This window comes from Sorangium sp. So ce327 (genome assembly GCF_051530205.1).
In the GTDB taxonomy this organism is placed as follows: domain Bacteria; phylum Myxococcota_A; class Polyangia; order Polyangiales; family Polyangiaceae; genus Sorangium; species Sorangium cellulosum_B.
On sequence record NZ_CP150330.1, the window covers coordinates 1,856,948 to 1,883,744 of the forward strand.

Genomic DNA, 26,797 nt, shown 5'->3' on the forward strand with positions numbered 1-26,797 from the left:
TCAATACCCCGCGTCGTCAGGGAAGACATTGACGTATTTCCGGCTGGTCCGCGGCTCGGCCATCATCTCCGCGACGGTGTCCCGCCACCGCTGGTAATGCGCCGTTTCCTTGTGTGCGGCCGGCGCTTCCTTGGTCCTGTAGACCTCGACGAGCACGAACCGCGCGGGATCCTCGGTGTCCTGGACGACGTCGAACCGGGCGATCCCCGGCTCCTTGACGCTCTCGCGTGCGTTCTCGAGCGTCGCGCTCCGGAAGGCGTCGACGAGCTCGGGTCTGACACGTACATGCACATGTACGACGAACAGGCTGTTGGACATGCGCGCAATCTAGCTCGGGCGCGCTGCCGCAGGAACCCGGCTCGCGCCGCGGCCGGCCTTCCGGGAGAGCGCGCGCGGGCCGCGCGGGCTCGGCCGAGCGCGCTGCCTCCGGGCGGGGCGGGGCGGAGGGTGGCGGGGCGGGCGCGCGGGTGGCGGGGCGGCCGGCAGAGCGCCGTCGCCCCCTGCGTGGACTCCCGACTTGGCTCGGCCGGCTCGCGCACTACGATCGTCGTGACCCGGCGTGCGGCTCGGCAAGCGTCGAGTGCATGAGCGCCGCGAGCGAGGAAGGTCGATATGGCGGATCCGACCACGGAGAGCCCGGAGCCCGATGCGGCGCGGCCCATCGCGCTGCATTCCATCGAGTTCAGGTCCGATCACGGTCTCCTGAAGGACTGCAAGGAGGAGAGCGGCTGGAGGAACGAAGGGGCCCTGTGCCCGCGGCCGGAGTGGACGCCGGGGGGCGCCGTCCCCCTCTCGATCTCGATGGGGCGGCACATCGTCGTCCGGCTCGAGCTGGCGCAGCGCGACGCCTACAGCGCGGCGGCGGCCGAGATCCGCGCCGTGGGGCCGGGGGGCATCGTCCTCGAGAGCCGCGGCAGCGGGGCTGTCGCCGGGCCGCTCGATCTCTTCTCCTCGCGGCAGCTCGGGAGGAAGATCCAGAAGTTCAACCTCGCCCTGAGCTGGTCTGCAGGGGCGGAAGCTACCGTGTCGCCCGCCCGGACCTCGAACGTCGTCTATGTCACGATGGGCAGGCCCCAGACCGACAGACAGGATGTCTGGCAGGAAGATGGGGTGACCTTGAAGCGGATGGACAGGGCGGTCTCCTGGATCGCGCCGATGGATACCCTCAATCCCCACGAGATCGTGGAGGGGGTCATGGCCAGGTTCCCGACGTACACCCTCCTGCCGAGCCCCAGGGTGCCCCGGAAGTACCATCACCCGACGTACATGAACGACGAGGGCGGCGCCTGGCCGATGACCGATCACGTGGAGGAGAGCGGGGAGTGCCAGGCGATCGTCCGCCTCCTCCGCGGCATGCTGCGCCAGCTCGGGATCCCGGGGCGGACGCGCATGATCGTGGTCTGGGGCGACCCCAACGTCGGCGGCGGGCGCAGGACGCTGTCGGCCGACGTCGAGCAGAACCCGTGGGCGGGGCTCGACGTCACGAAGGTCGAGGGCGGCCGCGTGTGGCGCGCGGCGCTCGTCGACGGGCCGGTGGAGGTGGGGAGGACCTACCCGGCGTCCCATACGCGCATGCCCGACGGGACGCTCAGCCCGGGGCTCAACCGGTACGAGGCGTGCCTCGAGTTCTCCCACGGCGGCGTGACCAGGTATTACGCGGGGGGCGCCGGCGTGTTCGATTCCGTCGAGCCGATCCTGGGCGTCTTCTGGGGGCTCATCTGGTTCAGCTCGGCGCCGGACGACGGGTACCGCGTCGAGCAGATCGTGGCGACCTACAGGAACGGAGGCTGGGGATGAGCGCGCACGCATTGCAGAAGCAGGACGTCGACGCGAAGATCGCGGGGTGGCTCGCGGCCGTGGCGCGCGTCTCGCCGGAGGGCTTCACGCCCGTCGAGCGGTTCGACGACGTGCCGGCCCAGGCGCGCGCGGAGTCGTTCTACTGGTGCGACTCCATCTTCCGTGACGAGCTCAACCCGCACGGCGAGGCCGTGAAGGCGCGCCACGCGTTTCATGCCGCCACGGACGATACGCCCGACCTGCTCCGCCACGAGTACGCCGCGGGCGGGCTCGGGCTCACCGTCATCGAGGGGCGCAATTTCATTCTCGTCCAGGTCGATCGCGCGACCCTCGATATCCTCTCTCTCTGCGGTCCAGACCGCGCCGCCGCCGTGCGCCGGGTGGCCGAGGCGCTCTTCAATACGGGCGTGGAATCGAGCGCGGTGGGCATTCCGGTGACCTCCAGCCCGGCGGCCTGCCTGGACGCCGCCGGGACACAGGAGCTCGAGGAAGGGACGGTGCTTTCGAGCAATCCGGCCGTGGACCCGGATCTCCTCACCTGCTGGAAAGACCGCACGGAGTGCGGTGTTCAGGGCGGAAGGCTCTACTTCCTCTGTTACAAGAAATCATCCCAGCGCGTGGGGTTCGCGAACGCGTGGCAATGGTTCGACGACCGGAGGGTCGGGGTCGGGTGAGGCGGGGGTAGGCGCGGAGCGCGCGGGAAAGCGCGGGGACGCGCCGGAACGTGCGAGAACGTGGATCACCGCTGCGCCGGTATTGCGTCTGCGCGCCGCGCGCGGGATGTTGCGCGCGTGGCGGGACCACAGGCACCCAGGATCCTGATCTTCCCAGGCGGCCCCTCGGGCGCTGCGCAGGCGCTCGCCGCGGCGCGCGGCTATGTCGCGGTCCCGGCGCGGGACGTCGAGGCCGGGCTGGATCTCCTGGCGACTCAGCCGTTCGACGTGGCCGTGCTGGCGGACGAGGGGCCGCTCGAGGACACGCTCGCGCTCTGCCGGCGGCTGCGCGCGGCGCCCGGGGGCGATCGCGTGGCCGTGGTCGCCGTCACCGGGAGCGCGGGCGCGACCGCGGCGCTGCTCGAGGCGGGCGCGACGGTCGTGGCGGCGGCGCTCGAGCCGTCGATCGCCATCCAGCTCGACGCGGCGGTGTGGTGGGTGCGGCGGCCGTCGGCGCACGTGGCCGACCGGGCGCCCGCGGAGCGCGCGCTGCTCGAGCGGGCCGCGCGCTCCTTCCGCGACGCGTCCGCGGAGGTGATCGGCCTGCTCGTGTGGGACGCGGCGGGGGGCGTGCTCGACGCGAACGACGCGTTCCTCGGCATGGTGGGCTTCGCGCGGGAGGACGTCGAGGCGGGGCGCCTCAACTGGATGGCGATCACGCCGCCCGAGCACCGCGCCGCGGACCAGCGCGCCCTCTCGGAGGTCCTGAAGAACGGCGTCTGCCCGCCGTTCGAGAAGGAGTTCCTGGCCCGCGACGGGCGGCGCGTGCCCGTCCTCATCGCGCCTGCGCTGGTCGAGGGGGCGCGCGATCGCGGCGTCTGCTTCGCCTTCGACATGAAGGCCCGCAAGGCGGCGGAGGACGCGCTCCGGACGAGCGAGGAGCGCATGCGGCTCGTCGTGCGCGCCACGAGCGACGCCTTCTGGGACTGGGATCTCTCGTCCGGGCGCGTCACCGGCAGCGAGCGCATGCGGAGCTTCTATGGCACGGGCGGCGCCGACATCGAGGAGGACGCCGTGTGGTGGTTCGAGCGGGTCCACCCCGAGGATCGCGATCGCGTGATGAACGGGCTGCGGCGCGCGATGGAAGGGGACGAGGGCACGTTCGAGCTCTGGTACCGGTGCCTGCTCGCGGACGGCAGCTACGCCGACGTCCACGACCGGGGCATCGTGCTGCGCGACGCGACCGGCAGGGCGTACCGGATGCTCGGGGCCGTGTCCGACGTCACGGAGCGCCGGCAGATGGAGACGCGGCTCCAGCTCGCCGATCGCATGGCCTCGCTCGGCACGCTCGCGGCCGGGGTGGCGCACGAGATCAACAACCCCCTCGCGTACATGGTCGCGAACGTCGATTTCGCGCGCAAGGAGCTCCGCGCGAAGGGGGCCGGCGCGCGCCTCGACGCGCTCCTCTCGGCGCTCGACGAGGCCGCGGAGGGCGGCGCGCGGGTACGGCACATCGTGGGCGGCCTGAAGACGTTCTCGCGGGCCGACTACGGCGAGCTCGGCCCGGTCGACGTCGACCCGGTGATCCAGCTGGTGCTGCGGATGGCGCAGCAGCAGATACGGAGCAAGGCGCGGCTCGTCCTGGAGCTCCGCCCGGTGCCGGCCGTCCACGCGAACGAGGCGCAGCTCGGCCAGGTGATCCTGAACCTGCTCGTGAACGCCGCCCAGGCGCTGCCCGAGGGGAAGGTGTCGGAGAACGAGATCCGGATCTCCACCGCCCCCGCGCCGCCCGGCCGCGTGTGCATCGAGGTGTGCGACACCGGGCCTGGGATCGCGCCGGAGCTGCGGAGCCGCATCTTCGACCCGTTCTTCACGACGAAGCCCATCGGGGAAGGGACGGGGCTCGGGCTCGCGATCTGCCACGGCATCGTGACGAGCTTCCGGGGCGAGATCGGCGTGGAGAGCGAGGTCGGCAAGGGCGCGTGTTTCCGCGTGCTCTTGCCTGTCCATGACCATCGCGCGGGGACAGGCGAGGAGCGCAACGCCGGCTCGGGCGGGGCCTCGGACGAGCTTCCCGAGGAGGCGGCTCAGTAGGCGCTCCGCCGTCCTTGGCGGACGGGCTCTGTCAGGCGGCGCGCCGGTCCGTGCTCCGGCGCGCCGCGGGGCCGCTCCGCGGGACCGACCGCTTGCCAGGGCCGCGGCGTTCGCTCAAGTTGCGTCACCGGCCCCATGAACACTCGATCGGTCAGGGCCGCAGCTGGGCTGCTCGGCGGGGCGGCAGAAGAAGCGCGCCGCGCGGCGCAGTCCGGTCGTGAGGTTCGGTCATGATCGAGAAAACTGGCCGCATCCTGGTCGTCGAGGACGATCTGGATATCAGGAGCATTCTTACGCAGCTCCTCGTGTTCGAGGGGTACGACGTCGAGGAGGCCGCGGACGGCGCCGAGGCGCTCGCGCTGCTGCGTCGGGACGCGCCGCCCGCGCTGATCCTGCTCGATCTGATGATGCCAGTCATGGACGGGTGGCAGCTCCGCGCCGAGCTCCAGCGCGACCCGTCGCTCGCGTCGATCCCGGTGGTGATCGTGTCCGCCGACGTGCGGGTCGAGCAGGAGGCGTCGCGGCTGCGCGTAGCGGGCCTGCTGAAGAAGCCGCTCCAGATCGAGCCGCTGCTCGAGCTGGTCCACCGCATCTGCGGCGCGCCGGCGCGGTGAGCCGGGCGGGGCGCTACCTGACCGGCTGCGCCGCGGCGGGCGCCTTCCCCTCCGCGAGGCGGCCGGCGCCGTGCTCGTGGAAGTACTCCGTAAGCCGCCTGTCGGCCTCGTCCCCGAAGAGGAGCTCGCACGCCTCGCGGAGGCCGGGCGACCTCGCGAGCGCCTCGCGGCGGAGCAAGAGCGAGATCTTCGTGCGCCGCCGCAGGAAATCATCGAGCTTCGCGATCATCTCGTGCTTCGCGGCGTGGGCGACCTCGCAGCGCAGGTCGTCCGCCCCTTCGAACAGCGGCTCGGCCACCCTCGGATCGCGCTGGATGTCCTCGAGCAGCCCGATCGCCTGCGCGCCATAGCGGCGCCATAGCCGCGTGCTGAGCGCCTCCGAGGCGCGCGGCGGCGTCAGCGCGTCGAGATCGAGGGCGCGCGCCTTGTGAAAGAACTCTTTACGAAGCGCCTCGCCAGGCTCGCCATACCAGCGCTGCGCAGGGCGGGGCAGCGCGACGCCGAGCCCCTGCACGGCGGCGCAGACCTCGTCGCCCACGTTGATGCAATCGGTGAGCTTGCCGCCGAAGATGCTCACGTGGGCCTGCGCCCCGTCCACCTCGAGGGCGTGCTTGCGCGAGAGCTGCAGCCAGTCCTCGCCGTCCCCGCCGCCCTCGACGGCCAGGGGGCGCACCCCGCAGCGCTCCGCGATGACGTCGGCCTCGGTCAGCGGGCGAGGCAGGTTGAGGCGCTTGTTGATGTTGGAGAGCACGAAGCGCCGGTCCTCGGGCGTCACCGCCGCGCGCGGGCCCTCGACGCGGGTGTCGGTCGTGCCGATGCACGTCCTCGATCCCATCGGGATCACGAAGAACAGCCGGCCGTCGTCCGCGAAGAACGTGAGCACCCGCCGGCTCGCGGTGAGCCGATCCACGATGAGGTGGATGCCCTTCGAGAAGATGTGGCGGTGCCTCGTCCGCTGGCCCGTCAGCTCGTTGTGCGCGTCCACGAACGGCCCGCAGGCGTTGACGAGCACCCGCGACCGGATGGAGATGTCCCTGCCCGACAGGACGTCTCGGGCGCGCGTGACCCACGCGCCCCCCTCGCGCCGCGCGCCGAGCGACTCGACGTAGTTGGCCGCCCGCGCGCCGTGATCGAGCGCCGCGCGCACGAAGCCCCAGACGAACCGCGCGTCGTTGTCGACAAGGTACGCGTCGGAGTACTCGAATCCTCCGTCGCAGCCGTCCAGGTTGACGATCGGCTCCTCCCGCGCGATCGCCCGGCGGGAGAGCAGGCGGGGGATGCGCGTGAAGAAGCTGCCGATGATCCAGTAGAGCCAGGTGCCCAGGAAGAGCTTGAAGAGCCCGTGGCGGAAGCCCCGCTCGTGCGCGGCGTAGAACCGGATCTCCTGCACCGACGACGGGTAGCTCCTGAGGAGGAGGTTCCTCGACGTGCAGAGCTTCCGCACGAGCGGAAACTCGAAGCTCTCCATGTACTTGATGCCGCCCCAGGCGAGGTTCGACGACTCCTGGCTGGTGAATCCGGCGAAGTCGCCCCGATCGATCAGCGCGACCTTCGCCCCCCGCGCGGCGAGGGCCGCGGCCGCGACCGCGCCGTTGATCCCGGCGCCGAGGACGAGGACGTCGAACGTGTCGCGGCTCAAGCTGTCGATGTTCGTGGCCCGCAGCATCGATGGCGATCCGGCGAAGGCGCGGCCGGCGCGCGCCCCCATCTGCTCTATCACGTCCCCGTCGCCTCGGGGCGGCAGATGGCGCTCGCGACGTCTCGCTCAGCCCATCAGCCCATCGGCCCAGCTGCCCTCCTCGCCGCGGTACGCCTCGGACGACGGCGCCGGCAGGACGCGGCGCGGGCTGCTCTTCGCCGCGGCGGCGTGGCCGGTGTGGAGGTGCTGCCAGCGCGCCATCTTGGTGTAGACGCCGCCCCGCCGCAGGAGCTCTCCGTGCCCGCCGTGCTCGACGATGCGGCCGCGCTCCATCACGAAGATCTGGTCGCAGTCGACGACCGTGCTCAGGCGGTGGCTCATCAGGACGATCGTCCGCTTCCCCTTCAGGGCCCGCAGCGCCTCGCCGATGGTCCGCTCGTGCTCGGCGTCGAGCCCGTCGGTCGGCTCGTCGATCACGAGGATGGGCGCGTCCGTCAGCAGCGCGCGCGCGATCGCGATGCGCTGCCGCTGCCCGGTCGACAGGTTGAGCCCGCCGTCGGCGATCGCCGTCCGGTAGCCGTCCGGCAGCGCCTCGATGAAGCCGGCCGCCCCCGCCATCTCGGCCGCCCTCCGGATCTCCGGGTCGGTCGCGGAGGGGCGGCCGTAGGCGATGTTCTCGGCGATCGTCGCCGGCAGGAGGATGCTGTCCTGGAGGACGAGCGCGATGTGCCGGCGCAGGTCGGCCACGCGGACCGCGCGCGTGTCGATGCCGTCGAGCCGCAGCGCGCCGCAGGTCGGGTTGTGGAAGCGCGGCAGCAGGCCGAGCAGCGTCGTCTTGCCGGCGCCGACCGAGCCCACGAACGCGACCATCTCGCCCGGCCGGATCGTCGCGTCGAGCCCGCGCAGCACCGGGTGGCCCGGGCGGTACTCGAACCCGACGCCATCGAGCGAGAGCGCGCGCGGCTGGGGCGGGAGGCTGGCCGCGTCGTGCCTGTCGACGACCGCCTGGTCGCGGTCCAGCACCTCGAAGACGCGCTGCGCGCCCGCGACGCCGCCCTGCACCGCGGCGCCGGCGCCGGTCAGCTTGCAGAGCGGGTCGTAGAGCATGCCCAGGTACCCGAGGAACGCCGTCAGCGCGCCGAGCGTCATGCCGGCCTCGCCCCCGCCCGCCCGGGCCTGGACGATGAGGTAGCCGCCGTAGCCGAGCACCAGCGCGCCGCCGAGCCCGAGGATCGAGCCCATGGCGAGCGTGTGGCGGAGCTCGTCGTGGTGGAGCCGGAGCCACGCCTTCACGCTGTTGCGCAGCGTCGTGTGGAAGCGCGCCTCCTCGTCCGCCTCGCGGCCGAACGCCTGGACGAGACCGATCGACGCCATCGAGCGCTGGACGGACGTCGCGAACTCGCTCTCGACCTCCTTCGCCTCGGTGCACTTCTTGTGCAGCACGCGCCCGAACCTGACGTTCGTGAGGAGGAGCGGCGGGACGACCGCGAGCGCGAGCAGCGTGAGCTCCAGGCTGCGCGAGGCCATGATGCAGATCATCACGGCGAGCGTCAGCGCGCTCCCCATCACCGCGACCGCCACGTTGAGGATGCCGTGGAACCCGGAGGCGTCCTGGTTGAGCCGGTAGAGGGCGTCCCCCTGCGGCTGCGCCCGGTGATAGCCCATATGGAGCGCCTGGAGCTTCCGGTACACGTCGCGCCGCACGCGCGTGAGCCCGCCATAGCCGATGCGGAACGTGAGCAAGGCGCGGCCCATGCCCACGAACTCCTGCGCCACGCGGAGGACGAGCGTGATCGCCGCGAGCCCGAGGACGCGGCCGAGCAGGCTGTCCGGGAGCGGCGCGAGCAGGATGCGATGGACGAAGTCCCCCGTGCGCGGGCCGGTCGAGATGAGATCCACGATCACGGCGACGGGCCACACCTGGAGCAGGCTGATCGCGATCGAGGCGCAGACCAGCACGGCGAGCGCCGCGATGCGCGCCCACTCGCCCTTGAAATAGGCGCCCACCCGGAGGAAGAAGCGGACCCGCTCCGCGCCGGCCGGCTGGCTGGGCGCGGCGCGCGCGGCGGTCAGCTGCGTGGTCGTCCGAGGAGAATGCCTCGACAACCTGACCCTGCCTTCGCGCCGAGGCGAAGGATGATAGTGCTTGCGGTGAGCCGGTGCGCTCATGGTTCGCTGAGCTCTCTCCTGTCTACGGCTGAGGTGGTCGTCGGCGGCCCATCTCGGGCCCGGCCTGACGATCCATCGGTTACGACCAGTAGCGAGGTATCGCCGCTGGTGTAACAGCCCAACGCGGACGCGCTCGACGCGAGTGCCGGAGACGAGGTTGGCGTTTGCTGATTTGCTGCGCGGTTGTCCGGGACTCCAGGGCCGGCGACGCCGGCGCGGCCAACGGCACAGGCCGACGGCGCGGCCGGCTCTCCGCGCCTACCCGCGAGTCCGGCTCTCGCGCCGCGCGAGCCTCCGGCCGAGGGCGCGCGCCGGCCCGAGGTCGAGCTCCGCCGGCGCGTGATCCGCGCTCGCCCGAGGCGGGCCGTCGCGCTGCGCGGCCCTGCCCGTCGGATCCATCTCCGCGCGGGCGGGGGCCTGGACGAGGACTCCATGGCCGGCGAGGGAGCCGAGCGTCGCCGTGAGCGTCGCGCGCTGCGCTCCCTCGACCGCGGACGGCGAGCAGAACACCGAGGCCACCTTGCCGGCGAGATCTCCCGAGGGCTGCCTCGATCCGTCGAGGAAGCGCCGGATCTCCGCGCACATCGCGCCATAGCGCGCAGGCGAGCCGATGGCGATGCCGTCCGCCCAGAAGAGGTCGTCTTGCTGCGCCAGCGGGACGGAGGCGAGGTGTCCCCGCGCGGCGCGGATCCGCTCATTCGCCGCGCTCCACCGGTCCTCGATCACCGTCAGATCGGCGACGCGCCGGAGCCGCACGGTCGCTCCGGCCTGCCTGGCGCCCTGCGCGACGGCGGCCGCGAGCGCGGCCGTGTCGCCATAGCGGGAATAGAAGATCACGGCCACGTTCATGCCGAGCGCGCATGCAGCCCGCATACCGCCGTGATCCCATGGCCGGAGCGCTCCATGCCATGCCCGATGAGCCCGCCGTGCGCCCCGTCATGGCATCGTCGAGAACGGCGTGAGGGGCAGGCTGGCAGGCCCCGCAGCCGTGGATGACGCATGGCGCAGAGCGCGCGTCGCGATTCAAATTGCGCGTCGCGGCTCCACGGCTTATGGGTCCTTTGATGGTCCGGAGCGGATTGCGCAGGGGCGGCGTCGATGTCCCGTGCGCCCCCGGAAGGGGGTGCGGCGCGGAGCGGGGCGATCCGCCGGCCGCGCCGCCGTGCCCTCCGGGCGCGATGGGGCGGAGGCTCGCCGAGCAGGGCCCCTCTCGACGGAAGACGATCTTCATCGTCGAGGACGACCAAGGCGTCTGCGATGCTCTCGTGACCGTCCTGTGCGATGAGGGATACGATGTGATGACGGCCGTGGACGGCGCGGACGCGCTGGCCAGGCTCCGCGAGGCGCCGACGCCGGCGCTCATCGTGCTCGATCTGATGATGCCCGGGATGGACGGATACGCGTTCCGCGCAGAGCAGCTGCGCACGCCGGCGATCTCCGACGTCCCCGTGGTCGTGCTGACGGCGGGGGCGGCGCCGCGGGCGACGGAGCTCGGAGCGGTCGACATCCTGAAGAAGCCCGTCGATCTCGTCGCGTTGCTCGACGTGGTCGGTCGCAACACCTGAGTCGGCGCCGGGACGCCCGAAACGAACATCGCTGAGAGCGCGGCGCGACGGACGCGTTACAGCGCTCGTTTCTGCTTGCCGGGGCGGCGGTGCGTGCGTCATACGCAGCTCACCGCACGCGGTCGACAAGGGGCGTGATCATGGCGATGGCCCGGCGAAGCCTCCTTTGCAGCGTATCCATGTTCAGCCTCGCCGCGCTCCCCGGACTGTCGGGCGGCTGGGGCGCCGCGCCGGACGGCGACGCGCCTTTGCCGGCGTCGGGGGACGCTCCGTCGCCGGCCAGCGAGCTGTCGAAGGCGGTATTCCAGCACGGCGTGGCGAGCGGGGATCCGCTGCCCGATGCCGTCATCCTCTGGACGCGCGTGACGCCGGGCAAGGCGGGCCCGGTGGCGGTGACATGGCAGATCGCGCTCGACGCCGGCTTCAGCCGGATCGTGGGCACGGGGGCGCTCCTGACGGACGAGGAGCGCGATCACACGGTCAAGGTCGACGCCGGCGGGCTCGACCCAGGGAAGACCTATTATTACCGGTTCATCGCCCTCGGCGGATCGTCGCCCGTCGGGCGCACGAGGACGGCGCCGCGCGGCCGCGCGGGGCGGCTGCGCTTCGCCGTCGCGTCGTGCGCGAGCTATGCGCACGGGCTGTTCCACGGGTACCGGCGCATCGCCGCGCGCCTCGACCTCGACGCGGTGATCCACCTCGGCGATTACATCTACGAATTCGGCGCTGGCCAGTACGGGAGCGCGCGGCATTACGAGCCCGCGCACGAGATCGTGACGCTCGCCGACTACCGCGCGCGTTATGCCCAGTACCGGCGCGACAGGGACCTCCAGGCGGCGCACCAGCAGCACCCGTTCATCACGGTCTGGGACGACCATGAGCTGGCGAACAACACCTGGAAGGGCGGCGCGGGGAACCACGCGTGGCCTGCCGAGGGGTCGTGGGAGGAGCGCAGGGCGGTCGCGCAGCGCGCCTACGCGGAGTGGATGCCGAGCCGCGAGCATCCCCGCGATGCCGCCCGCATCTGGCGCGCGCTGCGCTACGGCGATCTCGTCGACCTCTTCCTGCTCGACACGCGCTCCTGGGGGCGCGACCGGCAGGCCGACCCGAGCGACCGCGCGGCGATCGAGGCGCCGGCGCGGACGATGCTCGGGCGCGATCAGGAGGCGTGGCTGCGCGCGGAGCTCGCGGGCTCGACGGCGGCGTGGAAGGTCATCGGCCAGCAGGTGCTGATGGGCCAGCTCCCGCAGGACCTGAACACGGACGCGTGGGACGGGTATCCGGCGGCGCGCCAGCGCTTCTTCGAGCTCCTCGACGAGGAGCGCGTGCGCGACGTCGTCGTGCTCAGCGGCGACACCCACGCGTCGTGGGCGATCGATCTCGCGCCGGCGCCGCTCGATCCGGCGCGCTACGACGCCGCGACGGGCCGGGGCGCGCTGGCGGTCGAGATCGCGGTGCCGGGGATCACCTCCCCGTGGCTGACCGAGGAGCAGGCCCGGGCGGTCGAGCCGCTGGTCCTCGCGAACCCGCACGTCAAGTACGCCGACCTGTGGCGCCGCGGGTACGTGGTCCTCGACGTGACGCCGGAGCGCGTGCAGGGCGCGTGGTTCCTGTACGATGCGCCCGAGCGCCCGGAGGTCGACGAGGTGTTCGCCGCGGCGTTCGCCGCGCGCCGCGGCGAGAGCCACCTGCGCCGCGAAGAGGCGGCGGCGCCCGCCATCGACGACCCGCCGGAAGCCGCGCCTCGGGTCAGCTGACCTGGAGCCGACGTGCGGCGGGCCCGCGAAGCCCGCGATATCACGCGGGTTCTCCGCCGGTTGGTGGTAAGATCCGTCCCAGCGATATGCTGTGCGGGCGTTCTGCTGGTCCTGTCGCGAGCCTCTGGCTCGCCGTCGCCGCGATCGGGTGTGCGGGCGAGCGTCCGTCGCAGCCCGAGGGGTGGAACAGCGCGGTGGCGCTGCGACCGGCGCGCGATCTCGACGCGAGCCCGGGGGTGCTCGAGGTCGATCTGACGGCGCGGGTCGAGGACGTGGAGATCGTGGCCGGCAAGAAGACGCCGACGTGGACCTACAACGGCGGGCTCCCCGGCCCGCTGCTGCGCGCCAGGGTGGGCGATCGCGTGATCGTGCACCTCCGCAACGAGCTGCCGGCGCCCACGACGGTCCACTGGCACGGCGTGCGTCTGCCGGCGGAGATGGATGGCGCGCCGGGGCACAGCCAGCCCGAGACGCCGCCGGGCGGAGGCTTCACGTACGACTTCGTGGTGCCGGACGCGGGGCTCTACTGGTACCACCCGCACGTCGACTCCGCGGTGCAGGCGGGCAATGGCCTCTACGGCCCGCTGCTGGTCGAGGATCCGGACGAGCCCGCGGCGCTCGGCGACGAGCTCGTGCTCGTGCTCAGCGACGTCAGCCTGCGCGACGACGGCTCGCTCGAGGACCCGGAGGCGGGCGGCAACCTCGGCACGCTGTTCGGGCGCGAGGGCGACCTCCTGCTCGTCAACGGGCGCGTCAACCCGGTGATCGGGGCGCGCGCCGGGCTCAGGCAGCGATGGCGCATCGTCAACGCGGCCAAGTCCCGTTATTACCAGCTGCTGATCACGGATCACCGCTTCACCCGCATCGGCGGCGACGGCGGGCTCCTCGAGCATCCGGTCGAGGAGGACAGGATCCTGCTCACCCCCGGAGAGCGCGCCGACGTGCTCGTGACGCCGCGCGGGGCGCCGGGCGCGACGCTCTCGGTGCGCTGGGTGCCCTACGATCGCGGCTACGGCGCGACCTTCGGGAGGCCCGAGGTCGAGGCGTTCCGGCTGCGCCTCGCGGACGAGCCCCTGGCCGAGGAGGATCCGCTCCCCGCGATCGCGCGGGGCATCGAGGCGCTCGACACGGCGGCGGCGAGGCGCGTCGATCTGCAGCTGACGCGGGAGGAGGGCCAGGGCGACCTCGTGATGGGCATCAACGGCGTGCCCTCCTGGGAGGCGGAGCCGCTCGTGGCGGCGGTGGGTGAGACCGCGGTGTGGACCGTCGAGAACACGATGGAGTTCGATCACCCGTTCCACCTGCACGGCTTCTTCTTCCAGGTGCTCGGCGCCGATGGCCAGCCGGTGAGGCCGTTCGCGTGGAAGGACACGGTGAACGTGCCTGTCGACGGCGCGGCGCGCTTCGCGGTGCGTTACGACAACCGGCCTGGCATGTGGATGTTCCACTGCCACATCCTCGATCACGCCGACGCGGGCATGATGGGGATGCTGCAAGTCTTGCGATGAGCGCGATGAGAGCGGTGAGCGCGGCGGCGGGCGAAGGCGGCGAAGCGCGCGGAGCAGGACGCGCGGGGTGAGCGGTGCGCGGGTCGGGTTGATACCAGCGCTGTAGAAAAACAGGGGCTCTGTCGGTATCTCGCACAACACAGCACCTCCGCCGCGGTGGGAGCGGGCTGCGATGCGCGGACAGGCATGATCCCGAGACGGGGACGCCCTGGATCGGGTAGGATGCGAGCGTGGTAGATCTCGATGCGATCTCGGACCGAACCTACGTGGCTGCGGGGGCGGACTTCGCGTTCGTGATCACCCGGCGGGGGCGGGTCATCACCAAACGCGTGCCGCGCGACATGCCCAGGGAGGGCCGCAGCCAGATCGTCGAGGCGGCGCTGAGCCTCGGGGAGCGAGGGCGGCTCGGGTGCGTCGAGCTGCGGCGCGAGGATCTGGTGCCGTACGGGGGCGCGGCGCCCGTCGACGTGTACTTCGGCGTGGCCGCCGAGGCGATCCTCTGCGTGGTGATGCCCACGTGGGCGGACCGGCGGGACGTGGCGTCTGCGATCGAGCGCGGCCTGCGTGCCATCGACGAGGGGACCCCGGCGGCGCAGCAGCCGATCCGGAGCGCGCCGCGGCGCACCCGGTCGCGGCCGCGGGGGGAGGCGGTGCCTGCCTCGGCGCGCCGCCCGGTCGGTGAGGTGCGCGAGGTGCCGCCGGCCATCTGCGGGGCCGCGGTCGTCTGCGAGGCGCCGGCCCCGGCCTCCAGGCGCCCGCCGCCGCCGTCGCCGCCGGCCCGCAAGCGGAGCGCGGTCGCGGGGCTGGCCCTCCTCGCCAACGGGGGGCCGCCGCGGTCGCTGGCGCGCCCGGTCGCGCTGCGCGAGGCGCCGGCGTCGCCCGGGGCGCCGGCGCGGCCGGCCGGGTCGCTGCCGGACATCCGCATCGGCGAGGCGGCGCTCGGGCGCGAGAGCCTCGACGCCATCGGGCGAGAGCTCGGCGGGGCGTGGCCGTCGGCGCCCGAGATCCGCGTCGGCGCGGCGTCGGCGTCGGCGGGGGAGGGGGACGCGGCGGCGATCGGGGTGGAGATGCCGGAGCCGGCGCGGGTGGGATCGATGCCGGAGGCGGTGCGCCTCGAGCTGGTGAGCATCAGCCGCGAGAGCCTGATGGAGATCGCGGCCGAGGAGGGGCGCATGGCGGCGGCAGGGCCGAGGCCGTGGGTGCCGCTGGTGCGGCCCGCGCAGGTCACGCGGCCGTGGGAGGCGTCGCCTGAGGACGAGGGGCGAATGGGAGAGGCCGAGAGGGGGGCCGGCGAGGCGGGATGAAATCTCTGCGCTAGAGACGATACCCCGGATCGCGCGGCAGCTTGCCGTCGACGCGAAGCACCTTGACGTCATTCCCCGCCGCAGACGCGCGAACGAACCCGATCGCCCCGTCCACCCTGCCCACGATCCAGACGACCGTGGCCGCGTTCGACACGCTCTTCGGCGGACCGGATTGGCCACGGATCTTGCGATCGATCCAGTAGAGACCCACCTCTTCGGGTGACATGCCGAGGACCGCCTCGTCGAAATCGATGCGCTCCGGAGCAGCCCTGGGATAGGTGACGGGCACCAGCAGCTTCCCGTTCACCATGACCTGGTTGCCCATGTACGCGCGCTTCAGATCTCCAAACGAGATCCCCGCCGCGGGGAAGCTCTTCGAAACGACGATCGCCAGAGGTCCCAGGTCTCCCGCGCCGTACGTCTCCTCCGGCGCTGCCGTGACCACCGCCGCGAACACCAACGCGCACGACGTCAAGAGGGTTCTTCGTGCGATCATGCTAGAAACTCCACGCGGCCTGCGTGATGAATTGATCCAGATCGATGCTCTTCTCTTTCAGGTAGGGCATCCATACATGCACGCCCACGACCTTCAGCACGACGTTCTCCGTGGGGCGTATGTTCAAGCCCCCGACGATATCGCACGCCTCGTACACGAAGCTGGATTTGCCCGCGCGGTCGTATTCGAAGCCGACCCAGGGCATGATGCCGTACCAGGGCAATCGATAACCCGTTTGAAAGTAGAAGCCCCAGCCACGGTTGTCAGGGGTCCATGTCCCTGGCGTAATGCCAGGAGGCCGGTGGTCGTCGTCGTAGCGTACATCGTGCATGATGTACTCGCTCTGGAACAGGAAGCCTCCCCAGGTGTACTTGAGATCTGCGGCCAGGCCGAGCTCGTCGTACCTCGCGGTGATCGGGAAGCTGGTAACAAACGTGTCGTCCTCCAGCGTCGTGACCTGCCCGGCGTCGGTGTAGCGGCCCTTGTAGCCCGATGTGCCGACGGCGACGTTGCCGAACGGAGTGTCTTGCCGTAGCCAGAGGCGCCAGCCAACCGCCTTGTTGTTGTCCAGGTCCATGTAGCTGTCGACCGGGCCACGGCCGTTCGACAGCGTAAGGTGGTACCCTACCTGCGTGTCATTGATGCCATGACTTCCATAGGCTTCGATGCCGGTTTGTCGCTGGGGCAGCCACTCGGAGCCGACGATATAGGGGCGCGTGGCGCTCAGGATGACGGGTGTCCCGTGGTCCACGTTCCAGATCCCATACGGGGTAAGCCACTGTCCGAGCCGGACGTTGAAGAGAGGATGGGCGGCGTATTCGAGCCACGCGCGCTCGATGATCACCCCGCCCACCTTCTTCGGCCGATTGAAGTCGGTGTAGTCTGGAAAGGCGGCGCCGATACGGGCGCTCTGGAACGTCGCCGGGTCGGTCACGATCGCCCCGTCCGGCAGGTAAGTGAAGCGGAGCTCGATCAAGGAGCGGAACTTCTTGCCCAGGTTGGAGTCGAGGTAGACGTTGAGATTGCCGACGTAGAACGTCGGGTTCGGGCCCACTCCGGTCAAGGCCCCGGACGTCTTCTTGTCGCTGAGCAGCGCGGCGAAGGTGAAATCAGCGAAGCCGTAGACGCTGAGCTTGGTCTCTCCGGAGGTGAGCTCCTCCGCGACCTCCTCGCCGGCCAGCGCTTGAGCGACCGATTCTCCGTCGACTCCCGGCGCAGCGCCCGCGTCGACCGGGCCGGCAGCCCCTGCCTGTGGAGGCGCCGCGGCGCTCGAAGCCGGGCTGGCCGCCGGCGAAGGTGTGTTTGCTGCGCCCGGCTCTGCGCTCGCGGCAGGTTGAGCCGGAGGCGCCGGCTCCGGAGATTGAACGGCGCCCGAGCCGTCCGGTGCCGGAGCCGGTCCGGAGGGGGCCGCCGGACCCGTGGCCTCCGCAGGCGTCGGAGCTGCTTGTGCCGCCGCGAACGACGACCCGAGCGACAGCGCGGAGGAGACGGCGAAGGCAAGGTGAACGGGCACGCCGCGGGGTGCAACGGATCGCGTTCTCAATTGGGACAGCTCCCTTCCGCGACGCACTGGTATTGCTCGACTCCGTAGGCGGTAAAGTCGCAGCACACGGTGCCCGTGAAGCAATTGTTCGGCGAGAGCGTGCAGCCTTGAACCTGACACTTTTGCGTCAGCTGGATATTGCAGTACGTGGCCTCGGTCCCTGCGCAATCTGCGTCGCCGGTGCAGGGCTTCCCCGCGCCGATGGGCGGCCGGCGACAGTAGGACGGGGTGACCGTGAGGTCGCACATGGTTCCACCCGGGCAGTCGGCAGGGCCCTCGCACCCCTGGCTGGTGCAGTAGCCGCTGGTCCCCGAGGTGGCGTGACAGTAGCTGTACTCTGCTTCGGGGCAAGGCGTCGTCGCGGTGTCGCACGCCGCAGCCAGGCCGGCCGGGGTCGCCGTGCATGGCGCCCCGGCGGACGCCCTGCTGAACCCGGTCGCGCATTCGCACGCCCCTGTCGCTCCGGTCACCTCATTCTCGCCACACGCCGTGCAGGACGCCGCGGCGTCGGCGCGGCCATATCCGGCTTTGCAGACGCAGCCACTCGGCCCGATCTCCTCGTTCTCGCCGCAGCGCACGCAGCCCGCCGTCGTTGCAGCATAACCCTCGGCGCAGACGCAGACCTCCGAGTACTCCGACACGGATCTCACGGTCTGGCCAGGTCCACAGGGCTGTTCGCTGTCGTAGACGCAACCAAGGAACGAAAAAGCAACGGCATTGGCCATCAGAAAGACTCGACCCCATCGGCGTGACGCGGAGGGGGGAGGTCCATGCAGCAGTCTCGCAGACATCACGGCTCATTCCTTGTTGTTGGGTTCGTTGCACAGCCTTCGAACGCAGAGTTTGCAAGAGGAGTGATGCTCTCTGTTGTCGAGCCCACCGGAGGGCAGCCCGGCACCTGCCATCGTGGCTGGTCTGCCCAGGTCCCAGCGTCCCTTCCACTGCGGCCATGCCCCGAACCGCCCGCACATGGGCAATGCTACAGGGATCTGCAGCCAGTGGAAGGCCAATCTGCGCACCTCGGAGGGCGGCCCAGCGCAGCGCGACCCGAGCTCGCGCTGCGCTCCGCGGATCCGGGCGGCCTCTCACGGGCGTCGAGCGGGACAGCCTCGGCGCCGGCGTGAGCGGTTGTGTTACACGTGGAGCGGCGGTGCGCCCAGCATCCGACGATACTCCTTGTCCGGCGTCGCGCTCGACGACGCCCGGCTGTTCGCCGAGGCCCAGGAGGCGATCCGCCGGCTTCGCCGTGTTTTCACCATCCGGACACCCGGGAGCCGCCGCGCTCGCCCCGGGCCGGCCGGCGTGACGTCACCCGGTCCGGGGCGCGTACGCTGCCGGATCGCTCGGGGGTCGGTGAGCGTCATTGTGGATTGCTTGACAACCTGATGGGCCTTCGCACGATTCCTCATCGTGAGGGAGCATGCGTACCGGACCCGACGATCACACGGAGCCAGGCGCGCTCGTCGTCGAGCACGCCCGCCACCCGGGGCCGGGCGAGCCCGCGGAGCGCGCTGAGCGGGCGGGTTTCGGGCCGCACAAGGCCGCCTCGGGCTGCCCGCCGGAGCAACGTACGGACGAGCTCGGGACGAAGAGCCCTCCGCCCGGGAGCGGCCGAGGAGCCCAGTCGAGCACGGTCGCGACCGACATCCCGACGGACATCGCTCGCAAGTGGCAGGAGATGACCGATCTCCTCGCGGAGATCCTGCGCGTCCCGGCCGCTCTGATCATGAGAATCGAGCCGCCGGAGATGGTCGTCTGCGTCTCCAGCGAGTCGAAGGGGAACCCCTTCGCGCCCAACGAGCGAGCGCGCCTCGGCTCCGGCCTCTACTGCGAGAGCGTGATGAAGACCCGAACGCCGCTGCTGATCCCTGACGCCCTGAAAGACGATCAGTGGAAGTCGAATCCGGACATCGAGCTCGGGTTGATATCCTATCTCGGCTTCCCGATCTCCTGGCCCACGGGGGATATCTTCGGGACGATCTGCGTGCTGGATGACCGCGCGAACCATTACAGCAAGGCCTACCAGGCGCTCATGGAGCAGTGTCGCGACGTGATCGAGATGGACTTGAAGTCCATCTTCGCCCTCGATGCTCGCCTGACAGAAGAGGCCCGGGCGAAAGAGCGGCTGGAGCAGCAGGTCGCCGAGCGCACCGCCGACCTGCGCCACGCCAACGCCCAGCTCAGGCGGAAGATCGGTGAGCACGAGCGGACGGAGGCGGCGTTGCGGAAGGTCGCGGAGGAGTGCAGGTGCGCGGAGGAGGCGTTGCGCACGAGCCAGGAGCTCCTGCGCGCCATCATCGACAGCTCGACGGCCATCGTCTCCGTCAAGGACATCGAGGGGCGCTACCTCCTCGTCAACCGCCGCTTCGAGGAGCTGTTCGGCGTCGCTCGCGAGGCCATCGTGGGCAAGAGGGACGATGACGTGTTCTCTCGGGAGCACGCCGAGGCGCTCCGCGCCTTCGACCGGCGGGCGCTCCTCGCCGGGACGGCGCTGAAGGACGAAGAGGTGGTGGCCGAGGACGACGGCGCGCACACCTATCTCACCATCAAGTTCCCTCTGCGCGACGTCGCCGGCGTCCCGTACGCGGTGGGCGGCATCTCCACGGACATCACGGAGCGCAAGAGGATCGAGGCGGAGCGCGCCCTGGTCCTGGAGCGCGAGCAGAGGGCTCGGACCGCCGCCGAAGCGGCGGTGCGGATGCGCGACGACTTCCTGTCGATCGCCTCCCATGAGCTCTATACCCCCATCGCGGGCCTGAAGCTCGCCGTGCAAGGCTTGATGCGCGAGGCGACGACGCTCCCCGCCGGCGCGACGAAGCTGGCCCGGATGGCCGAGCGGCAGTGCCAGCGGCTCGTGAGGCTCATCGAAGATCTGCTCAACGTGGCTCGGATCCAGGCTGGCAAGCTCGAGCTGAAGCTGGGAGACGTCGATCTCCGGGCGCTCTCGCAGGAGGTCGTGGAGCACTTCGACGTGGAGCTGAAGCAGGCAGGAAGTACGGTGAGCTGGCGGGCAGACGCTCCCGTCGTGGGTGTGTGGGACAGGGCCCGTCTGGAGCAGGTGGTGACGAACCTGGTGCTGAACGCCATCAAGTATGGAAGGGGCAGCCCGATCGAGATCAGCGTCGCGGCCGAGGGGGAGGTGGCCAGGCTGGTCGTCGCCGATCGCGGCATCGGGATCGACGCGAGCTGCGCGCCGTACATCTTCGAACGCTTCGAGCGAGGCGTCTCGGCGCAGCACTACGGCGGTCTCGGCCTGGGGCTGTACATCAGCCGCCAGATCGTGGACGGCCATGATGGCTCGATCCGGGTCGAGAGCGAGCTCGGCGCGGGCGCTGCCTTCATCGTGGAGCTCCCCCTGCACCGGCGCCGCGACGCTCTGCCGACCGAGGTGTCTCCGCCGGCTGGAGGTCCCGATGAGCCTGCAGCATGATTCTCACGACGGTGTCTTGGTCGTCGACGACGACAGCGGATTTCGCGCCGTCGTGGAGGAGCTCCTGCAGGCATGCGGCTACGAGGTCGTCTGCGCGGAGAACGGCGCGGTGGCGCTGGAGCTGCTCCGCAGCGGCCTCCGCCCGAGCATCATCCTGCTCGACCTCATGATGCCGGAGATCAATGGCTGGGAGTTTCTCGCGCTCAAACGACGGGAGCCCGCGCTGGCGGACATCCCGGTGGCGATCCTGTCGGGCGTCGACGCTCTGGAAGCCAAGGCAGCCACCCTGGACGTGTGTGCGCTGCTCAAGAAGCCGATCGATCTCGACACCCTTCTCGCCGTGGTCGCGAAGACACGATGAGCTCGCGTCGGGGAGCTCGTTCGGCGCTCGAGACATTCACCCTCGCCGACCGGTGGCATCGAAGCGCGGAACCTCCGGGAGCTCCGGGGCATCGAGCCCCGCGAACGGATCGCGCCAGGCGTCGAGCTGCCACAGGCGCGCGTGCCAGGCCGCGACGCGCGGGTAGTCCGAGAGCGGCAGGCCGGCGAGATCCGCGAACGGAAGCACCGATGCCATCCGAAAGTCTGCATACGAAACCGCGCTCCCGACGAGCCAGTCCCTGCCGCTCAGGACCTGTTCGAGCAGCGCCGCCGCCTCGGCAAACCCCGAGAGCCCCTCCGCCACGAGGTCGTCGCGGATGGGACCGAGCCCGTAGCGCTGCTTCGTCACCCGCTCGAAGTGGACCTTGTCGCACGCGGCGACGAAGTTGTGCGTACCCCAGCTCAACCAGCGGATCATCTCCGGTTGCGCGGCGCCCGTGCGCCAGAAGTCCGAGCCCGTGAGCTGCGAGAGGCGGCACGCGATCGCGTCCGTCTCCCAGAGCGACTGGTCCCCCTCGACCAGGATGGGCACGCGCAGGTTCGGGTTCAGCGCTCGGAACTTCTCCTGCTGTGACGGGTCGAGAGGAGCCGCGTGGACGTAGTCCACGGGTGCATCGAGGTGGCGCGCCACGGCGACGGCGACCCGTGGATTCAAGTTTCGGCTGAAGTACAGTTTCATAGATCCTTTCTTCTTCCTCTCCGCCAACCCGGTCAATTCCTCGATGCATCGACGATGAGGCCGCCCTGAGTTCACCTCTCGCTGTCGAGCATCGCCATCATGGGCGCGGGGTAGCGGGCGCCGGCGATCTCCTCCGCAGGGACGGCGGCCTCGAGCTCGGCGAGGTCGGAGGGCGCCAGCGCGATCTCGAGGCCGGCGAGGGCATCGTCGAGCTGCTTCCGCGTGCGCGCGCCCATCGTCGGGATCACCGTGACGCCCTGCGCGGCGCCCTTGGCGCGGACCCAGGCGATCGCGAGCTGTACGGGGGTGACGCCGCGCCTCTCTGCGAGGCGAACGAAGGCGTCGACGAGGGCCTGGTTCTTCCGGGCGTTCTCGCCGGAGAAGCGCGGCATGTGGGCTCGCAGGTCGCCCGCGCCGGCCGGCTTGCTCCCGGCCAGCAGGCCGCGCGAGAGCACGCCGTACGCGGTGACCGCGACGCCGAGCTCGGCGAGCGCGGGGAAGATCGTCGCCTCGGGGCCTCGGCTCACGACCGCGTACTCGATCTGGAGGTCCACGATCGGGTGCACCTTCGCGGCGCGGCGGATCGTCTCCGCGCCCACCTCGGAGAGGGCGATGTGGCGGACATAGCCCGCCTTCACCATGTCGGCGATGGCGCCGATCGTGTCCTCGATCGGGACCGCCGGGTCCAGGCGCGCGGGCCGGTAGACGTCGATGTAGTCGACGCCGAGGCGCGACAGGCTATGGGCGAGGAAGCTCTTCGTCGCCATCGGACGGGCGTCGAAGCCGAGGAAGGTGCCGTCCGGCGCGCGCAGGCCGCCGTACTTCACGCTGAGCACGGCCTTGTCGCGCCGGTCCTTGATGGCCCGGCCGACGAGCATCTCGTTCTTGCCCATGCCGTAGAAGTCGCCGGTGTCGAGGAGGCTCACGCCCCGATCGAGCGCCGCGTGGATGGTCGCGATGCTCTCCGCCTCGTCGCTCTCGCCGTACCAGCTGCCCCCGCCCATGCTCATGCAGCCGAGGGCGAGGGGGAAGATGGAGGGGCCAGTTTTGCCGAGCTTGGTGGTGTTCGTCGTCGTCATGCCGTCACCCTAGGCGCTCGCGTTTCATTGCTCCAATGAATAGGATGTATTCTCGACATGCCTGACGTTTATGGGAGAAACCTCGACCTGAACCTGCTCCGCGTCTTCGCCGTCGTCGCCGAGGCGGGCAGCGTCACGGAGGCGGCGAGCCGGCTGTACCTGACGCAGCCGGCGGTGAGCGCCGCGCTCCGGCGCCTGACCGCGACGATCGGCGCGCCGCTCTTCGTGCGGAGCGGGCGCGGGGTCGCGCTGACGAGCCGCGGCGAACGGCTGCGCGCGTCGCTGAAGCCGCACCTCGGCGCCCTGATCGACGCCGCGCTGGCGCCGCCGACCTTCGACCCGAAGACGTGCGAGCGCACCCTCCGCCTCGGGCTCTCCGACACGGCCGAGGTGTGGCTGCTCCCGCCGCTCTTGCGCGCGCTGGAGCGCGAGGCGCCGCGCGTGCGCGTCGTCGCCGTCCCCGTGCAGTTCCGCACCGTGGGCGCCGCGCTCGCCGGCGGCGTCGACGCGGCGATCACGGTCGCCGACGATCTCCCTTCGAACGTCCGCCGCCAGCGGCTCTTGAAGACCGGCTTCACCTGCCTGTACGACCCGCGCCACGCGCGCCTGCGCAAGCTGACGGAGGCCCAGTACTTCGCGCACGATCACGTCATCGTCTCGTACAACGGGGACCTGCGCGGCTTCGTGGAGGACCTGCTCGGCAAGACGCGGAGGATCCGGTGCTCCGTCGCGAGCTTCTCCAACCTGGGCGCGCTGATCGACGGCACAGCGATGCTGGCGACCGTGCCCGAGATCGTCGCCGACGACATCCGCGCCGTCAGGCCGCACCTTCGGACCAAGCCCCTGCCGTTCGAGGTCCAGCCCGGGTACATGGAGCTGCTCTGGCCCGCCGCCACGGACGACGACGAAGCGTGCAAGTTCGCTCGGGAGAAGATCGTCCAGATCGCGCGGCCGTTGAGCAAGGGATGACCGGCCTGCCGGCCCGTCAGCGCCCATCGGCCCGGAGAGAGTTCCATGAAGGCACGAAGATCATCGATCTTTCGTCCGGCCTTCTGGTTCCACCTGGAGCGCGGTCTGCCCCTGGTCTTTACGCCCCCGTCGCCCCGCGCGGCTGCCGCGCAACGGCCGTCGCATAGGGCGGCTCGCGGCCGGCGCGCACGGCCGCGAGATCGGCGCGCATCGTCCTCGCGTCGGGATAACGCTCCTGCTTGAGGAAGGCGAGGGCGCGGTCGACAACGGCGCACAGGCCGGGCGGCGCCGTGGGGGCGTGCATCGCGAGGGGCGGCGCCTTCTCCGTGGCGACCGCGATGAGCAGGCGCGCGTCCTCGAGGTTGCCGTGGATCGTGCGGCCCGCGAGCAGCCGGAACATCGTCGCTCCGAGGCCGAAGAGGTCCGTCCGGCCGTCGATCTCGCGGATGAGGCCGAGGGCCTGTTCGGGCGCCATGTAATCGTCGGTGCCGATCGACACGCCCGTCGCGGTCTTCGTCATCTCGGGCACCCCGGCGACGTCCTCGAGCAGCGGGTCGAGGACGCGCGCGAGGCCGAAATCGAGCACCCTCACGCGCCCGTCGTTGCCGATATGGAGGTTCTCGGGCTTGAGATCGCGGTGAACGACGCCGTGCTCGTGCGCCACGATCAGCACGTCGAGGACCCGCTCGCCGAGCGCGATCACCTGACCGACAGGGAGCGTCCCGTGCCGGGCCATGCGGTCGAACACGGTCTCTCCCTCGAGCACCTCCATGGCCATGTAGACAAGGCCGTCAGCCGTGGCCGCGGCCTCCAGCACCTGGGGGAGCCCCTCGCAGAGCGGCGCCACGGCGGCCAGCGCGCTCCCGATCGGCCCCTCGCGCAAGAACCGCTTTCGCACCGCCTCGATCTCGGCGAGCTCGGCGTGCAGGAGCTTGACCGCCGCCACGCACCCGTCAGCCCGGCGGCAAAAGAAGACGCTCGCCATGCCGCCGACCCCGAGGACGCTCTCCACCGCCCAGGGGCCGATCCACGTGCCGACGCGCTGCTCCGCCAGCTCCTCTTCGGTCGCCATGGGGAGATGCTACCACCGGCGGCTCCCCGCCGGGCCTCGTCCCGCAGGGTCTCGTCCGCGCCCCTCTTGCAGGGCCTCGTCCGCGTTCCCCGGGGGATGCTGGCGGTCAACGCCCTGTCGACGTCCCCGACTGAGCGAGCGCCTGGACCGCTCGCCATAGCTGGGTCACCACGTCGCGATCCAGGCCGACGGTGGAGAGCTTCCCGAGGCACCCGGCGCAGACATGACCGGCCTGGAGCTTGAGCCCCACCTCGGACCTCTGCTGGCAGAGGTCGAAGAGGCAGGCGAGGGTCTCGGCGTGCAACAGCTTCGCCGGCTCATACTCGGCGGAGAGAGCGTGCAGCCCGTAGAGGAGCAGCTCGTAGGCCACGAAGGACGCGGCTGGCAAGGAGATGAGCTGGTCCAGGCCGGCCAGCGAGATCACCGCCGTCCGGGATCCCGGATGCCAGTGCGAGAACCAGCCGTCCGGCAGGGGCTGCTCCACGAAGACCACCTTGAGGGCGCCTGGGTCCAGCAAGTCCGCGTCGGCGGCCAGCTCGTCCTCGTCGCGCTGCGAGAGCGGACCGGCGGGGATCGGGGACCCCTGGAGCGACTCGTCCACGTCGAAGGCCGGCGCCCCCTTCACACCGCCGAGCGCCTGGGATGCCGTCCGGAGCAGCGGCGCCAGCCGGGCAGCCGTGGGGAGACCGAGGACCTGAGGGCCTGGCCTGGCGCGGCCGCGGACGCCCATCTTCATGGCCATCATCGCGTCGAAATAGTGGCCTTTCTTGCTCAGGGAGGACATCGGCCTGGAATAGGCGTCCCGCTCGGCGTCGAGCCGGTCCGCCTCGGCCAGGATCTCGGGATCCCCGTCGGCGTAGCCTCGGAGTCGGTTGGCCGCGTCGGCCAGCGTGGACGCGGCTTCCTGCCACCGGCGAGCGTCGTTGAGCCCCAGGGCCACCCGGCGAGCGCGGGCGGCGTCGAGCGCAGCCGCGGCCCGGAGCACCTCCCGATCCGCCGGCTGGGCGCGGATCTGCTCCTCCGCGACCCGAGGCCATGCCAGCGTCCAGGGCTCCTTCGACAGCGCGCCGTCCCGGTCCGTGAGCGCGACGTTGACGGGGAGCGTCTCGCCGATCGCGCCGGCGGGGAAGCGCAGCCGGAACATCGGGGCCAGCACCATCCCGCCCGGGAGCGAGCCGAGCGAGAAGGAGCAGGTCCCGCCGTCGCGGGTGCAGGGGTAGTCATTGAGCGACTCCACCTCGACGCCCTCGGGCGCGCGGATCACGAGCGCGGCGTCGCGGGCGACCACGGAGAGCACCTCGCCGATCTCCCGGCCGACGAAGCCGGGGAGCTCGTCGGCGCGCGCGGCGAAATAGAAGTTGCCGCCGCCCTCCTCGGAGAGGCGGCCCAGGAGGAATTCATTGAAGCCCTCGCCCAGGCCAATGGTGCTGGTGGTGACCCGGCGCAGCCGCTGGGAGCGGGCGCGGGAGGTCAGCTCGTCGGGCGAGGTGATCCCGTGGTTGGCCTGGCCGTCGGTGAGCAGGAGGACGCGGCCGATGGCATCCTCGGGCAGGTGCGCGCCCACCTCGGCGCAGCCGCGGAGCCAGCCGCCGCCCAGGTCGGTGTTGCCTCGCGCGGTCACCGTGTCGAGCGCGGCCTCGGCGCGGAGCCGCGCCGAGGGCGTGGCCTCGGTGGAGGGGATGGGCACCTCGACCTGGTGGTCGAAGGTGACCACGCTGAAGCGGTCGCCGGGCTGGAGGGTGCGGATGGCCTGGCGAGCAGCTTCCAGCGCGAGCCGGAGCTTCTCGCCGGACATCGAGCCGGAGCGGTCGATCACCAGCGAGAGGTGGACAGGCTTGCGGGCCTGGCTCCCCTCGGGCCGGGGTACCGTGATCTCCACCCGGATCAGTCGCTCCGAGGGCTCGGCGGGGAGCAAGGGGCGATCGGGGCGGGCGTTGAACATGGCACCATGGCACACCCCGCCCCGGGCTGCCGTCAACGGGTCGATGGCTTCCGCAGGCCGGCAGATCGCCGCCTCGCCGCATCGCCGCGCGCCGAGCTTCACGCCA

Annotated in this window: 22 protein-coding genes; 11 read left to right on the forward strand and 11 right to left on the reverse strand. The window is 71.2% G+C overall.

What is annotated here, in order from left to right; all coding sequences use genetic code 11:
• The gene (locus WME95_RS06955; protein ID WP_012233804.1) at nucleotides 1-318 is read right to left on the reverse strand and encodes a putative quinol monooxygenase; all 318 of its coding nucleotides are present in this window, start codon (nucleotides 316-318) and stop codon (nucleotides 1-3) included.
• A 294-nt stretch (nucleotides 319-612) separates the two neighbouring features.
• Between WME95_RS06955 and WME95_RS06960 the strand changes: the two genes are divergently transcribed.
• The 4 genes from WME95_RS06960 to WME95_RS06975 all read left to right on the forward strand — a co-directional run bounded on the left by WME95_RS06960 (nucleotide 613) and on the right by WME95_RS06975 (nucleotide 5,158).
• Nucleotides 613-1,797, forward strand: a complete 1,185-nt coding sequence (locus WME95_RS06960; RefSeq protein ID WP_437907636.1) for a hypothetical protein — start codon at nucleotides 613-615, stop codon at nucleotides 1,795-1,797.
• Nucleotides 1,794-2,471 carry a hypothetical protein gene (locus WME95_RS06965; protein ID WP_437907637.1) on the forward strand — a complete coding sequence of 226 codons (678 nt, stop codon included), beginning with the start codon at nucleotides 1,794-1,796 and terminating at the stop codon, nucleotides 2,469-2,471. Before WME95_RS06960 ends, WME95_RS06965 begins: the two co-directional genes overlap by 4 nt.
• Nucleotides 2,472-2,588: 117 nt before the next feature.
• Nucleotides 2,589-4,544 carry an ATP-binding protein gene (locus tag WME95_RS06970; RefSeq protein ID WP_437907638.1) on the forward strand — a complete coding sequence of 652 codons (1,956 nt, stop codon included), beginning with the start codon at nucleotides 2,589-2,591 and terminating at the stop codon, nucleotides 4,542-4,544.
• Nucleotides 4,545-4,774: 230 nt separating this feature from the next.
• Nucleotides 4,775-5,158: a response regulator gene (locus tag WME95_RS06975; RefSeq protein ID WP_437907639.1), complete on the forward strand. Its 384-nt coding sequence runs from the start codon at nucleotides 4,775-4,777 to the stop codon at nucleotides 5,156-5,158.
• Between the two features lie 13 nt (nucleotides 5,159-5,171).
• On the opposite strand, the gene WME95_RS06980 is transcribed toward WME95_RS06975, so the two are convergent.
• The 3 genes from WME95_RS06980 to WME95_RS06990 all read right to left on the reverse strand — a co-directional run bounded on the left by WME95_RS06980 (nucleotide 5,172) and on the right by WME95_RS06990 (nucleotide 9,839).
• Nucleotides 5,172-6,824, reverse strand: a complete 1,653-nt coding sequence (locus WME95_RS06980) for a glycerol-3-phosphate dehydrogenase/oxidase (protein WP_437910959.1) — start codon at nucleotides 6,822-6,824, stop codon at nucleotides 5,172-5,174.
• A 99-nt stretch (nucleotides 6,825-6,923) separates the two neighbouring features.
• Complete coding sequence (locus WME95_RS06985) at nucleotides 6,924-8,903, reverse strand: ABC transporter ATP-binding protein (protein WP_437907640.1); 1,980 nt, start codon at nucleotides 8,901-8,903, stop codon at nucleotides 6,924-6,926.
• A gap of 321 nt (nucleotides 8,904-9,224) precedes the next feature.
• Nucleotides 9,225-9,839, reverse strand: coding sequence for an NAD(P)H-dependent oxidoreductase (locus WME95_RS06990; RefSeq protein ID WP_437907641.1), 615 nt, complete (start codon nucleotides 9,837-9,839; stop codon nucleotides 9,225-9,227).
• A 191-nt stretch (nucleotides 9,840-10,030) separates the two neighbouring features.
• Here WME95_RS06990 and WME95_RS06995 point away from each other — a divergent pair, with 191 nt between their 5' ends.
• From WME95_RS06995 to WME95_RS07010, 4 genes are all read left to right on the forward strand, one after another.
• Entirely contained in the window at nucleotides 10,031-10,531 is a 501-nt protein-coding gene (locus tag WME95_RS06995; protein ID WP_437907642.1) for a response regulator, read from the forward strand.
• Nucleotides 10,532-10,710: 179 nt separating this feature from the next.
• Nucleotides 10,711-12,288 carry an alkaline phosphatase D family protein gene (locus tag WME95_RS07000; protein WP_437907643.1) on the forward strand — a complete coding sequence of 526 codons (1,578 nt, stop codon included), beginning with the start codon at nucleotides 10,711-10,713 and terminating at the stop codon, nucleotides 12,286-12,288.
• An 86-nt stretch (nucleotides 12,289-12,374) separates the two neighbouring features.
• Complete coding sequence (locus WME95_RS07005; RefSeq protein WP_437907644.1) at nucleotides 12,375-13,796, forward strand: multicopper oxidase family protein; 1,422 nt, start codon at nucleotides 12,375-12,377, stop codon at nucleotides 13,794-13,796.
• 230 nt (nucleotides 13,797-14,026) lie between these two features.
• Nucleotides 14,027-15,100 carry a hypothetical protein gene (locus WME95_RS07010; protein ID WP_437907645.1) on the forward strand — a complete coding sequence of 358 codons (1,074 nt, stop codon included), beginning with the start codon at nucleotides 14,027-14,029 and terminating at the stop codon, nucleotides 15,098-15,100.
• Nucleotides 15,101-15,110: 10 nt separating this feature from the next.
• On the opposite strand, the gene WME95_RS07015 is transcribed toward WME95_RS07010, so the two are convergent.
• From WME95_RS07015 to WME95_RS07025, 3 genes are read right to left on the reverse strand one after another with little or no spacing between them, the layout of a single operon-like run.
• Nucleotides 15,111-15,596, reverse strand: a complete 486-nt coding sequence (locus tag WME95_RS07015) for a hypothetical protein (protein WP_437907646.1) — start codon at nucleotides 15,594-15,596, stop codon at nucleotides 15,111-15,113.
• A 1-nt stretch (nucleotide 15,597) separates the two neighbouring features.
• The gene (locus WME95_RS07020; protein WP_437907647.1) at nucleotides 15,598-17,166 is read right to left on the reverse strand and encodes a hypothetical protein; all 1,569 of its coding nucleotides are present in this window, start codon (nucleotides 17,164-17,166) and stop codon (nucleotides 15,598-15,600) included.
• Nucleotides 17,136-17,789: a hypothetical protein gene (locus WME95_RS07025; protein ID WP_437907648.1), complete on the reverse strand. Its 654-nt coding sequence runs from the start codon at nucleotides 17,787-17,789 to the stop codon at nucleotides 17,136-17,138. Before WME95_RS07025 ends, WME95_RS07020 begins: the two co-directional genes overlap by 31 nt.
• Before the next feature lie 770 nt (nucleotides 17,790-18,559).
• Here WME95_RS07025 and WME95_RS07030 point away from each other — a divergent pair.
• Entirely contained in the window at nucleotides 18,560-20,569 is a 2,010-nt protein-coding gene (locus WME95_RS07030; protein WP_437907649.1) for a sensor histidine kinase, read from the forward strand.
• Entirely contained in the window at nucleotides 20,553-20,930 is a 378-nt protein-coding gene (locus tag WME95_RS07035) for a response regulator (RefSeq protein WP_437907650.1), read from the forward strand. Before WME95_RS07030 ends, WME95_RS07035 begins: the two co-directional genes overlap by 17 nt.
• A 36-nt stretch (nucleotides 20,931-20,966) precedes the next feature.
• On the opposite strand, the gene WME95_RS07040 is transcribed toward WME95_RS07035, so the two are convergent.
• Together WME95_RS07040 and WME95_RS07045 are read right to left on the reverse strand one after the other, a co-directional pair.
• Complete coding sequence (locus WME95_RS07040; protein WP_437550324.1) at nucleotides 20,967-21,629, reverse strand: glutathione S-transferase family protein; 663 nt, start codon at nucleotides 21,627-21,629, stop codon at nucleotides 20,967-20,969.
• 71 nt (nucleotides 21,630-21,700) lie between these two features.
• On the reverse strand, nucleotides 21,701-22,708 hold the full coding sequence (locus tag WME95_RS07045) for an aldo/keto reductase (protein WP_437907651.1): 1,008 nt from the start codon (nucleotides 22,706-22,708) through the stop codon (nucleotides 21,701-21,703).
• 57 nt (nucleotides 22,709-22,765) lie between these two features.
• On the opposite strand from WME95_RS07045, the gene WME95_RS07050 reads away from it, so the two are divergent.
• A complete protein-coding gene (locus tag WME95_RS07050) occupies nucleotides 22,766-23,677 on the forward strand; it encodes a LysR family transcriptional regulator (RefSeq protein ID WP_437907652.1) in 912 nt (303 codons plus the stop codon).
• Nucleotides 23,678-23,795: 118 nt separating this feature from the next.
• Here the strand turns inward: WME95_RS07050 and WME95_RS07055 are convergent, their stop codons facing one another.
• The gene (locus tag WME95_RS07055) at nucleotides 23,796-24,749 is read right to left on the reverse strand and encodes a serine/threonine-protein kinase (RefSeq protein ID WP_437550329.1); all 954 of its coding nucleotides are present in this window, start codon (nucleotides 24,747-24,749) and stop codon (nucleotides 23,796-23,798) included.
• A gap of 106 nt (nucleotides 24,750-24,855) precedes the next feature.
• Nucleotides 24,856-26,691, reverse strand: coding sequence for a vWA domain-containing protein (locus tag WME95_RS07060; protein ID WP_437907653.1), 1,836 nt, complete (start codon nucleotides 26,689-26,691; stop codon nucleotides 24,856-24,858).
• Nucleotides 26,692-26,797: the final 106 nt, after the last annotated feature.

What these genes read in the sequence shown, in the direction of transcription:
- WME95_RS06955 (WP_012233804.1), bottom strand. Translation starts at nt 318, where the DNA reads ATGTCCAACAGCCTGTTCGTCGTACATGTGCATGTACGTGTCAGACCC.
- WME95_RS06960 (WP_437907636.1), top strand. Translation starts at nt 613, where the DNA reads ATGGCGGATCCGACCACGGAGAGCCCGGAGCCCGATGCGGCGCGGCCC.
- WME95_RS06965 (WP_437907637.1), top strand. Translation starts at nt 1,794, where the DNA reads ATGAGCGCGCACGCATTGCAGAAGCAGGACGTCGACGCGAAGATCGCG.
- WME95_RS06975 (WP_437907639.1), top strand. Translation starts at nt 4,775, where the DNA reads ATGATCGAGAAAACTGGCCGCATCCTGGTCGTCGAGGACGATCTGGAT.
- WME95_RS06980 (WP_437910959.1), bottom strand. Translation starts at nt 6,824, where the DNA reads ATGCTGCGGGCCACGAACATCGACAGCTTGAGCCGCGACACGTTCGAC.
- WME95_RS06990 (WP_437907641.1), bottom strand. Translation starts at nt 9,839, where the DNA reads ATGCGGGCTGCATGCGCGCTCGGCATGAACGTGGCCGTGATCTTCTAT.
- WME95_RS06995 (WP_437907642.1), top strand. Translation starts at nt 10,031, where the DNA reads ATGGTCCGGAGCGGATTGCGCAGGGGCGGCGTCGATGTCCCGTGCGCC.
- WME95_RS07000 (WP_437907643.1), top strand. Translation starts at nt 10,711, where the DNA reads ATGTTCAGCCTCGCCGCGCTCCCCGGACTGTCGGGCGGCTGGGGCGCC.
- WME95_RS07005 (WP_437907644.1), top strand. Translation starts at nt 12,375, where the DNA reads ATGCTGTGCGGGCGTTCTGCTGGTCCTGTCGCGAGCCTCTGGCTCGCC.
- WME95_RS07015 (WP_437907646.1), bottom strand. Translation starts at nt 15,596, where the DNA reads ATGATCGCACGAAGAACCCTCTTGACGTCGTGCGCGTTGGTGTTCGCG.
- WME95_RS07030 (WP_437907649.1), top strand. Translation starts at nt 18,560, where the DNA reads ATGCGTACCGGACCCGACGATCACACGGAGCCAGGCGCGCTCGTCGTC.
- WME95_RS07035 (WP_437907650.1), top strand. Translation starts at nt 20,553, where the DNA reads ATGAGCCTGCAGCATGATTCTCACGACGGTGTCTTGGTCGTCGACGAC.
- WME95_RS07040 (WP_437550324.1), bottom strand. Translation starts at nt 21,629, where the DNA reads ATGAAACTGTACTTCAGCCGAAACTTGAATCCACGGGTCGCCGTCGCC.
- WME95_RS07045 (WP_437907651.1), bottom strand. Translation starts at nt 22,708, where the DNA reads ATGACGACGACGAACACCACCAAGCTCGGCAAAACTGGCCCCTCCATC.
- WME95_RS07050 (WP_437907652.1), top strand. Translation starts at nt 22,766, where the DNA reads ATGCCTGACGTTTATGGGAGAAACCTCGACCTGAACCTGCTCCGCGTC.
- WME95_RS07055 (WP_437550329.1), bottom strand. Translation starts at nt 24,749, where the DNA reads ATGGCGACCGAAGAGGAGCTGGCGGAGCAGCGCGTCGGCACGTGGATC.
- WME95_RS07060 (WP_437907653.1), bottom strand. Translation starts at nt 26,691, where the DNA reads ATGTTCAACGCCCGCCCCGATCGCCCCTTGCTCCCCGCCGAGCCCTCG.